This window comes from Pseudoxanthomonas sp. SGNA-20 (assembly GCF_003931635.1).
Lineage (GTDB): Bacteria > Pseudomonadota > Gammaproteobacteria > Xanthomonadales > Xanthomonadaceae > Pseudoxanthomonas.
Map to the genome: position 1 here is coordinate 363,123 of NZ_RRYK01000002.1, position 11,121 is coordinate 374,243.

Annotated in this window: 9 protein-coding genes; 1 reads left to right on the plus strand and 8 read right to left on the minus strand. The window is 70.4% G+C overall.

Going from position 1 to position 11,121, the window contains the following annotated elements; genetic code table 11:
- Window position 1 precedes the first annotated feature (1 nt).
- The 6 genes from EIM48_RS06955 to EIM48_RS06980 all read right to left on the minus strand — a co-directional run bounded on the left by EIM48_RS06955 (window position 2) and on the right by EIM48_RS06980 (window position 7,364).
- On the minus strand, window positions 2-1,093 hold the full coding sequence (locus EIM48_RS06955) for a sensor domain-containing diguanylate cyclase (protein WP_028914755.1): 1,092 nt from the start codon (window positions 1,091-1,093) through the stop codon (window positions 2-4).
- 5 nt (window positions 1,094-1,098) lie between these two features.
- Entirely contained in the window at window positions 1,099-1,827 is a 729-nt protein-coding gene (locus tag EIM48_RS06960) for a pseudouridine synthase (protein ID WP_125111358.1), read from the minus strand.
- A gap of 64 nt (window positions 1,828-1,891) precedes the next feature.
- The gene (locus tag EIM48_RS06965) at window positions 1,892-3,499 is read right to left on the minus strand and encodes a GGDEF domain-containing protein (protein WP_125111359.1); all 1,608 of its coding nucleotides are present in this window, start codon (window positions 3,497-3,499) and stop codon (window positions 1,892-1,894) included.
- Window positions 3,500-3,678: 179 nt separating this feature from the next.
- Window positions 3,679-5,523: a DEAD/DEAH box helicase gene (locus EIM48_RS06970; RefSeq protein ID WP_125111360.1), complete on the minus strand. Its 1,845-nt coding sequence runs from the start codon at window positions 5,521-5,523 to the stop codon at window positions 3,679-3,681.
- A gap of 174 nt (window positions 5,524-5,697) precedes the next feature.
- The gene (locus tag EIM48_RS06975; protein ID WP_125111361.1) at window positions 5,698-6,882 is read right to left on the minus strand and encodes a hypothetical protein; all 1,185 of its coding nucleotides are present in this window, start codon (window positions 6,880-6,882) and stop codon (window positions 5,698-5,700) included.
- 83 nt (window positions 6,883-6,965) lie between these two features.
- Window positions 6,966-7,364: an MAPEG family protein gene (locus EIM48_RS06980; RefSeq protein ID WP_028914758.1), complete on the minus strand. Its 399-nt coding sequence runs from the start codon at window positions 7,362-7,364 to the stop codon at window positions 6,966-6,968.
- 54 nt (window positions 7,365-7,418) lie between these two features.
- On the opposite strand from EIM48_RS06980, the gene EIM48_RS06985 reads away from it, so the two are divergent.
- Window positions 7,419-9,329: an FUSC family protein gene (locus EIM48_RS06985; protein WP_158675199.1), complete on the plus strand. Its 1,911-nt coding sequence runs from the start codon at window positions 7,419-7,421 to the stop codon at window positions 9,327-9,329.
- Between the two features lie 147 nt (window positions 9,330-9,476).
- On the opposite strand, the gene EIM48_RS06990 is transcribed toward EIM48_RS06985, so the two are convergent.
- Both EIM48_RS06990 and EIM48_RS06995 read right to left on the minus strand, forming a co-directional pair.
- On the minus strand, window positions 9,477-9,866 hold the full coding sequence (locus EIM48_RS06990; protein ID WP_125111363.1) for an MAPEG family protein: 390 nt from the start codon (window positions 9,864-9,866) through the stop codon (window positions 9,477-9,479).
- 91 nt (window positions 9,867-9,957) lie between these two features.
- On the minus strand, window positions 9,958-10,815 hold the full coding sequence (locus EIM48_RS06995) for a hypothetical protein (protein WP_199728396.1): 858 nt from the start codon (window positions 10,813-10,815) through the stop codon (window positions 9,958-9,960).
- Between the last annotated feature and the right edge of the window lie 306 nt (window positions 10,816-11,121).

The window sequence follows — 11,121 nt, forward strand, 5'->3', positions numbered from 1 at the left end:
TTCAGTCGGCCACTTCCACCCGCGCGCGGCCGCCGACCTTGGCGCGGTACATGGCCGCGTCGGCGCGGGCCACCGCCTGCCCCGGCTCCTCGCCGGGGCGCCACTGCGCCACGCCGATGCTGGCGGTCACCCCGCCGCCGCCCTCCACCACCGCCACCGCGCGGACCAGGCTCTCGCAATGCGCGCGCGCCTGCCCCAGGTCCAGGCCCGGCAGCAGCAGCGCGAACTCCTCGCCGCCATACCGCGCCGCCACGCCCACGCCCTGCATCCGCTCGCCCAGCGCGTGGCCGACCTGGACCAGCACGCGGTCGCCGGCGGCGTGGCCGTAGGTGTCGTTGATCGATTTGAAGTGGTCCAGGTCCAGCACCGCCAGCGACAGCGGCGTGCCCTCGCGCCCCGCCCGCTCCACCGCCGCGCGCAGTGCCTCGCCGTAGCCTCGGCGGTTGCGCAGCCCGGTCAGCGGGTCGGTACGGGTCTGCTCGGCCAGGTCGGCGTTCTGCGCCTCCAGCAGCTGCGAGTAGTGCAGCAGCTGCTGCTCGTACCAGGCGCATTCGCGCACGTACAGGTTCAGCGCCTCGGTGGTGCGGCGCAGTTCGATCAGGAAGCCGGCCTGGCGCGCCAGCGCGCGCAGCGCCTCCGCACCCTCCTCGCCCAGTACCCGCGGGCGGCTGTCGAACACGCACAGGCTGCCCAGGGCGTGGCCTTCGGCATCCAGCAGCGGCACCCCGGCGTAGAAGCGGATGTGCAGGCCGCCGGTGACCAGCGGGTTGGCGGCAAAGCGCGGGTCGCGGGTGGCGTCCTCCACCACCAGCATGCGCTGCGGCTCGAGGATGGTGTGCGCGCAAAAGGCGGCGTCGCGCGGGGTCTCGCAGGCGTCGAAGCCGGTGCGCGCCTTGAACCACTGGCGCTCGGCGTCGATCAGCGAGACCGCCGCCATCGGCGCGCCGGTGATCGCCGAGGCCAGCGCCACCAGGTCGTCGAACGCCTGCTCGCGCGGGGTGTCGAGCAGGCGGGTGGCGCGCAGCGCCGCCAGCCGTTCGGCTTCGTTGCCCGGCCGCGGCGGACGCGGCGCTGGTGCTGTTGCCGGCTGCATGGTCTTCACCAGTTGTCGAACTGCGGGAGCAGGCCGCGCAGTTCCTCCGGGGTCAGGTTGCGCCACTGCCCGGGCTTGAGTGCGCCGAGCCTGACGTTGTCGATGCGCACCCGCCGCAGCTGGGTGACGCGGTAGCCGAACGCGGCTGACATCAGCCGGATCTGCCGGTTCAGGCCCTGGCGCAGCACGATGCGGAAGCCGAACTTGGCGATCCGGCTGGTGCGGCACGGCAGGGTCATCTGCCCGTGCACCGGCACGCCGCGGGCCATGCCGCGCAGGAACTCGTCGGTCACCGGCTTGTTCACCGCCACCAGGTACTCCTTCTCGTGCCCGTTCTCGGCGCGCAGGATCTCGTTGACGATGTCGCCGTTGCTGGTCAGCAGGATCAGACCTTCGGAATCCTTGTCCAGGCGTCCGATCGGGAAGATCCGCTGCTCGTGGCCGACGAAGTCGACGATGTTGCCCTTCACCGAGCTCTCGGTGGTGCAGGTAATGCCGACCGGCTTGTTCAGGGCGATGTAGACATGGCGGCGCTTGCCCGGCCTGGCGGCGCGCAGCTTCAGCGGCTGGCCGTCCACGCGGACTTCGTCGCCCTCGCCGACCACGACGCCGACGCCGGCCGGCTGGCCGTTGACGGTCACCCGGCGCGCGGCGACCAGGCGGTCGGCCTCGCGGCGTGAACAGAAGCCGGTGGCGGCGATGTACTTGTTGAGGCGGACGGCGTCTTCGGTCATGGCCCATTATCCGCTTCCGGCCGCCGCCGCGCTGCGTCGCGCGCTCCCCGTGGTCGGGAACGGCTCAGCCGGCCAGCTGGACCTGGTCGCGCCCGCCGCGCTTGGCCGCGTACATGGCCTGGTCGGCCCGGCGCAGCAACGCCGCGGCATCGGCATCGCCGTCGCGCAGGGTGGCCACGCCGATGCTGGCGGTCAGCGACAGCCCCTCCAGGCCCAGCTCGCGCGTGGTGGCGGCCAGGCGCGCGCGCAGGGCATGCATGCGCTGCACCGCCGAGTCCGCGGCCACGCCCGGCAGCAGCATCAGGAACTCCTCGCCGCCCATGCGCGCCGCCTCGGAGGCACCGCGCACCGTGGCCCGCAGCGCCTGCGCCACCGCCACCAGCACCCGGTCGCCGGCCTCGTGGCCGTGGTCGTCGTTGATCGCCTTGAAGTGGTCGATGTCGATGAAGGCCACGCTCAGCGCCGTGCCGTCCTCGCGGGCGACGGCGAACATCTCGCCCAGCCGGCGCAGGCCGGCGCGGCGGTTGGGCAGGCCGGTCAGCGGGTCGGTCTCGGCCAGCTGCTGCATCTCGTCGCGCTGGCGGCGCAGGCGGCCCAGGCGCAGGTTGAGGGCGTAGGCGCTCACCGCCAGGAACCAGGTGACCGCCAGCTGGATCACCTCGACCCGGTACTCGATCAGCAGGCGGCTGCCGGCCAGCTCCAGCAGCGCGATCAGGGCGAACGGCAGCATCCCCGCCAGCGCCGGCAGCACCCCCGGGCGCTGCCGCCACAGCCGGTGCAGGGCCCAGCCCAGGATCAGCAGGTAGACCATGCGGAACGCCAGCTCGACCCCGACCGCCAGCGGCTCCAGCCACGCCAGCGGAGCCAGCAGCACGGTGAGGCTGGCGGCGATCCAGGTGCCGACGGTGGCCAGGACCATGCGCCGGCGCACGCCCGGCGGGAGGCCGGGGCCGGCCACCAGCAGCCACATGCCGCACAGCACCGCGCCCAGGCCCATGCTGGACAGGCCCACGAACCAGCGCGGCTCGTGCCCGGCCACCGGCAGCCAGGGTTCCGGATAGCCGCTGAGGCCGCTGAGCACCGCCTGCCAGACCACCGACAGGCCGCACAGCGCCGCATAGCCGAGGAAGGTCCAGTCGCGCGCGCCGGGATAGGCCATCAGCGCCGTGGCCGCCAGCACCAGGGCCACCGCCAGGCACGCGGTGCGCACCACCAGGCGCAGGGTGTCCACGTGCTGCACCTCGCTGGGCGCGCCGATGCGGATGGTCGGGATCCAGCCGGGCTTGAGTGCCGGCTGCCAGTACACGATCACCGGGTCCTGGTTACCGGCCTGCGGCACGATCACCATGCCCACGCCCGCGCGGAAGCGGGAATCGCGGGTGCGGGCGTCGTGCATCAGCCCGCACACCCGGTGCCCACCGTACTCCAGGCGCACCTCGCCGGCGAACACGTTGAACACGCTCACCGCCTGCGGCACGCCGGGCCAGCCGCCCGGCGGCGGATGCACCACCGCCCGCGCCGGCGGCACCGGGGCGTCGGCGGGGCAATCGCGGGTGCGGGGCTGTTCCTGGGTGGGCTGGCCGGTCACCAGGTGGGCGGTCGGCGGCCAGCGCTGGATGCGGCCGAAGGCATTGGCGACCACCACCGCGATCGCCAGCAACGCGAGCACCATCAAGCCGACCCTGGGCCAGGTCCATGGATGGAGCCGCGCGCGGCCCGGTCTGCTCCGTTGCGGTTTCACCCGCCCATGATACGGAGCGCGGCCACGGTCACCCACGGGCCTGGATCATCCTTTGGGATTGTTGCTTTTGTGACCGACATCAGCCTACCCCGGGGCCGGCCCCGCGCCGGTCAGGAACGCGGGCGCGGCGGTCCCTTGCGGTGCGGTTTCGGGCCGCGCGGTGCGGGGCGCGTCCCGGTCGGGCGGAAACGCCCGCGCGCCGGCGGCGCGTTGGGCGACGGCGCATGGCTGCCATCCCAGCGGCTGATGCGCAGCTGCTGCCCGACCACCCAGGCCTTCTGCAGCACGCCCATGATCTCCGGCGGCATGCCGGCCGGCAGGTCGAGGATCGAATGGTCCTCGTGGATGTCGATGCGGCCGATGTAGCGCGATTCCAGGCCGGCCTCGTTGGCGATCGCGCCGACGATGTTGCCCGGCTTGACGCCATGCACGTGGCCGACCTCGACCCGGTAGGTCTCCATCCCCGGCTGCGGCGCTTCGCGCGGCGGCTTGGGCGCACGCGGGGCGCGCGGGGCGAAGTCGTCGTCGCGGCCACGCGGCGGGCGCGGGCCACGCTCGCGCTCCTCGAACGCACGCGGCTCGCGGGCCGGGCGCGGCTCGCGCGGGGCCGGCTCGTCGCGGGCCTCCAGCAGCAGCGGCACGTCGCCCTGCAGCAGGCGCGCCAGGGCGGCGGCGATCTCGGCCGCGCCCACGTCGTGCTCGGTCGCATAGCGGTCGACCAGCTCGCGGTATTCCTCCAGGCCACCGGCCTCCAGGGCACTGCTGATGCGCTCGAAGAACCGCGCCACGCGGCGATCGTTGACCGCCTGCACGGTCGGCAGGCGCATTTCCTCGATCGGCTGCCGGGTGGCGCGCTCGATCGCGCGCAGCATGCCCTTCTCGCGCGGGGTGACGAACAGGATCGCCTCGCCGCTGCGCCCGGCGCGGCCGGTGCGGCCGATGCGGTGGACGTAGCTCTCGGTGTCGTAGGGGATGTCGTAGTTGAGGACGTGGCTGATCCGCTCCACGTCCAGGCCGCGCGCGGCCACGTCGGTGGCCACCAGCACGTCCAGGCGGCCGTCCTTGAGCTGCTGGATGGTGCGCTCGCGCTGCTGCTGCTGCATGTCGCCGTTGATCGCCGCGGCGGCCACGCCGCGCGCCTGCAGCTTGTTGGCCAGCTCCTCGGTGGCGGCCTTGGTGCGCGCGAACACGATCATCGCGTCGTACGGCTCGGCCTCCAGGATCCGGGTCAGGGCGTCGAGCTTGTGCAGGCCGCTGACGAACCAGTAGCGCTGGCGGATGTTGGCCGAGGTGGTGGTCTTGGCCGCGATGGTCACCTCGACCGGATCGCGCAGGTAGGTCTGGGCGATGCGCCGGATCGGCGGCGGCATGGTCGCCGAGAACAGCGCCACCTGGCGCTGCGGCGGGGTCTTCTGCAGCACCGCCTCGACGTCGTCGATGAAGCCCATGCGCAGCATCTCGTCGGCCTCGTCCAGCACCAGCGCGCGCAGGGCCGACAGGTCCAGCGAGCCGCGCTCGAGATGGTCGATGATGCGCCCGGGGGTGCCGACCACCACGTGCACGCCGCGGCGCAGCGCGTGCAGCTGCGGGCCGTAGCCCTGGCCGCCGTAGATCGGCAGCACCTGGAAGCCGGGCATCTTCGCCGCGTAGCGCTGGAACGCCTCGGCGACCTGGATGGCCAGTTCGCGGGTCGGCGCCAGCACCAGCGCCTGCGGCCTGGCCTGGGCCAGGTCCAGCCGGGCCAGGATCGGCAGGGCGAAGGCCGCGGTCTTGCCGGTACCGGTCTGGGCGGTGCCCAGCACGTCGCGGCCGGACAGCAGCGCGGGGATGGTGGCGGCCTGGATCGGCGAGGGGGTTTCGTAGCCGACTTCGGTCAGGGCAGCCAGCAACGGCTGCGGCAGGCCGAGTTCGCCGAAGCTCGGCGCGGCAGGGGTTTCTTGGGCGGGGGAAGACATCCGGGACTCCGGCGGCGGCGCCTGGAGGCGCGGCGGGGACACATGAAAGTTCGCCATTGTGCGCTGCAACGCGGGGTTTGTCGCCCCACGGCGGGATTCGGACGGGCCGTCCATTCAGCCCCATCATGCGCCGGGCCGCCGTGTACCGGCCGCGAAGCCCGGTGGCGGGAAGCCTCAGCCGCCGCCGGCAACCCCGGTGGCCGCGCCGGCCGGCGCGCTGGCAGCGGCCGCCTCGCTGGCACCCTCGCCGTCCGGTTCGCCGGCGGTGGACTCGGCGTCCAGCAGCACCACTTCCACCGCGTTGAACTCGGCCAGCGGGCTCTCCGCCGGGCAGGTGTCGTCGGGGAAACCAAGCCCGCGGCGCAGCTCCAGGCCGCAGGCATTGCGCGCGTACACCTCGCGCTCGCCGCGGCAGCGCTCCTCGAACGCGCGGATCCAGCGGTCGCGCCGCTGCATGAAGTCGTCGCCGCACTTGGCCAGCAGCCGCATCCGGTCCAGGTCGTCCTGGGCGGCGTTGTTGCCGTCCAGGCCGTAGGCCGCCAGTTCGTCCTGGTTGAGCAGGCGCAGGCTGCGGTTGGGCACGGTCTTCATCACGTCGGCCAGCAGCGGCGAGGCGCCGTTGCGTTCCAGGTAGGCGCGCACGGTGCCGTACACCGCCTGCAGCTCGGTATTGAGTTCCTGGCGGCTGGTGGCGGTGGAGCTGAGGCGGATGATGCGGTGGATGCCCACCCGCCCGGCCAGCATCCGGCTGTCGCCGCCGGCCAGCACGAACACGCAGGCGCTGTGGCAGACCGAGTCCTCGCGCACCCACAGGGTCCAGTGGTGGTTGCCGATCCAGTCGCCAGCGCGGATCGCGTCCTCGACCTGGCCGCCGGTGGAGTCCAGGTCCAGCACGCGGTGGACGATGCCCAGCTCGTCGGCGGTCACCGTGACCCGCTGCACCAGGGCGGTGAACTCGGGGCTGATCTTGCCGGTGTAGCGCACGCGCACGACCTGCCCTTCGCGGCAGGCCTCGACGCCCTCGCGCAGCGCTTCGCGCTCCAGCGAGGCCAGCGCCGCGCCGTCGCCCTCGCGGTAGTCCAGGCTGCAGCTGATCCAGGCCTGGCCGGACAGCTCGCGCGGCGACCAGTCCACCTCGCCCTCCGGCTCGGCCGCCTGCCCCTGCGGCAATGCCTCCACCGACATGGCCTCTTCGGGCATCGGATCGCGGCTGACCGCGCCACCCTCTTCCGGCGAGGCCACCGGCTGGGTCTGGACCTCTTCCTCATCGGCCACGAAACGCTGGCAGGCGACCAGCACCCCAATGGCCGCGGCCAGCAGCAGGACCACGGACAGGATTCGGCGGGAGGCCTTGGACATGGAAGGACGGTCGGCTTGCATGCACCCAGTCTAGGCGGTGCCCGGCCGCGCCGGACAACCGCCGATGAACGTCGACGAACGGTTCAGCGCAACAGCGGCAGCAGCACCAGCAGCAGGCCGGCCATCGAGACGCCCCATGCCAGCGAACGCAGGTAGCGCACGCCGTACACGTACAGCGGCACGTACACCACGCGCGCCCAGAAATAGGCCTGCACCCCGAGCGCGGTCCAGGCATCGGCCTGGCCGGTGGCGACCACCGCCAGCACCGCGGCGGCGAAGAACGGGAAGGTCTCCATGAAGTTGCGGAACGCGCGGTCGGCACGCCCGGCCCTGGGCGGGAGCGGACCCGGATCGGCATCGCGCGGCCCGGTATTCCATTCGACCCCGCGCTGGCGGGTCACCAGCATGCCGGCCAGCAGCAACTGCGCCACGCCCAGCACCACCGACCAGCCCAGATAGTGGATCTCGATGCCCACGGCCACCTCCTGTGATGCAGGCCCTCAGGGTAGCAACGGCGTTGGGGCTACGATATGCGCATGTCGAACGCGCCCCTGCCCCCGGTCCCGGAGCCTCCTTCCCCGGGGCCGCAAGGCCTGCTGCGCGAGATCCGCCACATGCGCCCGCTGCCGCCTGGCCGGCTCGGTTTCTCGCTGCGCGCCGCCCTGGCCATGGGCATCCCGGTCCTCGCCGGCTGGCTGGCCGGGGATACCGCGGCCGGCATGATGGCCACCATCGGTGGCTTCACCGCCCTGTATTGCGGCGACCGCCCCTATGCCGCCCGCGCCATCGCCCTGGCGGCGGTGGCGCTGGGCTTCGCCGTGGCGGTGATGTTCGGGCTGTGGCTGCAGCCGCACGCCTGGGCCATCCTGCCGGCACTGGCCCTGGTGGCGATGTTCGCGACCTGGCTGTGCAACGCCATGCGCATCGGCCCGGCCGGCGCCTACCTGTTCGTGCTCGCCTGTGCCGCCAGCACCGCGATCCCGGCCGACCACCTGCCGCCCTGGCAGGCCGGCCTGCTGGTGCTGGGCGGCGGCATGGGTGCCTGGCTGCTGCACACCGTCGGCATCCTGCTGCATCCACGCAAGCCGGAGCGGCGCGCGGTGCTTGCCGCCGCCCGCGCGGTGGCCGCGGCGATCTCCGCCGACGCCAACGGGCATCCACGCGCCCGCCGGCGTGCGGCCCAGGCCCTCTACGACAGCTGGCAGATGCTGGTGGGCTTCCAGCCGATCCCGGCGCGCCCGAACGGCGAGCTGGCCCGGCTGCGCGGGATCAACCGCGAGCTGCACCAGACCTTCGCGGCCAGCCACGACCCCGACCTGCCGGCCGAACGCCGCGCACAACTCCTGCGGCACGCCGTCCAGCTGGGCGAGGAGGTCCAGCAGGAAGCGATCCGGCGTCCGCGCACGCTGCCGGCCGGCACCGTGCCGCACGGTTACCCGCGCTCCTGGACCCTGCTGCGCGAAGGCCTGGCACCCGGCTCCAACCCGCGCCGCCAGCTGCTGCGCATCGGCATCGCCTGCCTTGCCGCCGGCCTGGTCGCCGGCGCCCTGGACCTGGAGCGCGCGTACTGGGCGGTGGCCGCGGCCCTGCTGATGCTGCACCAGGGCCTGACCTGGCCGCGCACCCTGCAACGCAGCCTCGAGCGCACCCTCGGCACCCTGGCCGGCCTCGCCCTGGCCGGCGCCATCCTCTGGCTGCATCCGACCGGGCCATGGCTGGTGCTGACGGTGATGGCGCTGCAGTTCACCATCGAGATGGTGGTGGTCCGCAACTACGCGCTGGCGGTGGTGTTCATCACCAGCGCGGCGCTGACCATCGCCAGCGGCGGCCAGGCCGTGGACGACATCCCCGGCATGCTGCTGGCACGCGGCGTGGACACCGTGATCGGCTGCGGCTGCGCCCTGCTGGCCTTCCGCCTGCTGCCGCCGCGCGCCAATGCACGCACCGTGGCCTCGGAGATCGGCCAGTGCCTGCTGGCGATCCGCCGGGTCTGCCCGCACCTGGAGCGCGGCGAGGTGACCACGCCGCAGGCGCGGATCGACCGACGCGACCTGCAGCACCGCAGCTTCCTGCTGGAGCAGGCGCTGGACCAGGCCCTGGACGGCTCGGCGGAGGAGCGCCGCAGCGCCAGCGAGCACTGGCCCGCGGTCGCCGCCTGCCAGCGCCTGGTCTACCGGGTGCTGGCCGCGTGCTGGGACCTGGAACGGGAAGCAGAGGCCGAGGCGCCGGCACGGGATTCGGCCCAGGCCTCCGCCAAGGCCCTCCCGCAGGCGCCCGCGGACGATCCGGGAAGCATGGATGCGGCGGTCGAGGCCCTGTCCAGCCTGTCGCGGGCCTGGACCCACGGCGAGCCACCGCCGCGCCTGCCACACGGGCTGCCCCCGCTGTTCGCCGGCGACCTGGGTGACCTGCACCGGTTCCTGCGGCAGAAACTCCGGGCCTCCTGAGCAGGCTGGCGAAGACGGTCAGCTGGCAGTGGCACGGCGCGCCGGTCTAGCTGGTGTGCGCGTCCTCTCCAGCCTCGATGCCGTATTCGTAATGCCTAACGCCTGAACTAAGCCGCGCCGCGAAGCGGCGTCGGCTTGAATGAATTGTTAGGCATTACCAGAAAACGCTGAAATCAGGATATACCCGGCGGCGAGGACGTAACAGATGCACGTAAGCGCCATGCCAGTGACCCGAAATCGCAAGACTTCGTTCTCCTGCGACACTCCGTAGGCATGGACGAGCCGACCGAGCGCCAACAGGCTGCCAAGGGAATGAACCAGCAGACTCGGCGCACCCAGTTGCTCAGACGCTGCCATAAGGAGCAGTCCGAGCGGCACGTACTCGGCGAAGTTACCGTGGACGCGGATGGCCCGCATTAGGAGAAGATTCTTTCCGTGACCGAGCGAAACGCGGTAGCGCTGCCTAAGGCGAATGGTGCGGAAAGTGAGAAATGCGAAGAACAAGCTAAGTAGGGCAGCGTAAATAGTCCAGATCATGAAAATCTCTCCGTAATGCCTAACGTTTGAGCTCAGGCCGCGGCCCGTCAGGGCCGTCGCGCCTGCAGCGAATGGTTAGCGCGCAACGCACCTACTTGAACATGCCAATAAGGATGAGAAGACCAATTACCACCCACACCCATGTGTAGTTCTTCTTCTGCGGCGCCTTGGCCGGCGAGAGCGGAACCTTCGGCGGCTCAATTTTCAATTGAATGTGCGTGGTGCTGGAGGCCTGCGCCTCCTCCCACTCAGGCTTGAAGCCGCCGATGATGTAGCGGTTTACCTTCTTGAGGATTGGCTGAATTCCAACCGCCACCTCCTTGTAATTTCCCTTTACCTCTTCATAACTGGTTCGATATTTCCAGTTTTTGTCGGTTTTAGGATCGATGGTGGCGGGAAGCTTCTCAAGAGTTTCCAGTACTCTGGCACGATTGAGCGCTGGGCAGAGCTCATGCTCCTTAAGCGCAACCTCAAGTTCATGACGAATACGGGCCTTGTCAAAGTGCCAGACGCCATTTCCGTCAAACTGACCATAGTCCAGCCAACCACCACCCCACTCATAGACCGGCATTCCGAGTTTCTTGCAGCCCCAAATATTGGCTTCGAATTGGCGCTCTCCGTAACAGAAGGCCTCGGGCTTGAAGGCCTTCTGCCGGTTTCGGTAACAGCCCACGCCGTAATACGTAAGGTCTTTCTTTGTGGCTGCCTGCCCGTTAATGAGCATTTGAGAAGACTTCCAGCTTCCCACCAAATCAAAAATGTTGGCAATGAGCTCAACTTCTGTAAGTGGCAGCGTGATTTTGTGCTGCACCTGCTTACCTTCGCCGGCGACCTCATAGGACGGCAGCTTTTCACAGATTGCGACGGCCTTCGCATAGCCGGCTGATGTGCTGTTACCGAACGTTATCTGCACTGTGGCGACGCCCGATGCAGACACGCCCTTGGACACTTGATCTGCTTCGGTGACTGGATCACCGCACTGCGCGCAGAACTGAGAGCCCGTACTAATGCTTGCTCCGCACTTATCACATATCAGCATCTCGTATTCTCCTTTGCGCGCTAACACTCAAGTTAAGCCGACTCGTGTAGCGGAGCAAAGAACATGGCAAGCTTTTCCTGTCATGTTGTTTGCGTAGCGAAACGAGTTCGGCTTGAACGCATTGTTAGCCGTCCAGCCCGGAAACTATCAAGCCGAGTGCCCAGAAGACTAGTCCAGTTGCAGCCAGTGCAAGGAATGCTTGAATCTGAGCGCACC

Coding starts and splice junctions, on each gene's coding strand:
- EIM48_RS06955 (WP_028914755.1), bottom strand. CDS start 1,093: ATGCAGCCGGCAACAGCACCAGCGCCGCGTCCGCCGCGGCCGGGCAAC.
- EIM48_RS06960 (WP_125111358.1), bottom strand. CDS start 1,827: ATGACCGAAGACGCCGTCCGCCTCAACAAGTACATCGCCGCCACCGGC.
- EIM48_RS06965 (WP_125111359.1), bottom strand. CDS start 3,499: ATGGTGCTCGCGTTGCTGGCGATCGCGGTGGTGGTCGCCAATGCCTTC.
- EIM48_RS06970 (WP_125111360.1), bottom strand. CDS start 5,523: ATGTCTTCCCCCGCCCAAGAAACCCCTGCCGCGCCGAGCTTCGGCGAA.
- EIM48_RS06975 (WP_125111361.1), bottom strand. CDS start 6,882: ATGTCCAAGGCCTCCCGCCGAATCCTGTCCGTGGTCCTGCTGCTGGCC.
- EIM48_RS06985 (WP_158675199.1), top strand. CDS start 7,419: ATGTCGAACGCGCCCCTGCCCCCGGTCCCGGAGCCTCCTTCCCCGGGG.
- EIM48_RS06990 (WP_125111363.1), bottom strand. CDS start 9,866: ATGATCTGGACTATTTACGCTGCCCTACTTAGCTTGTTCTTCGCATTT.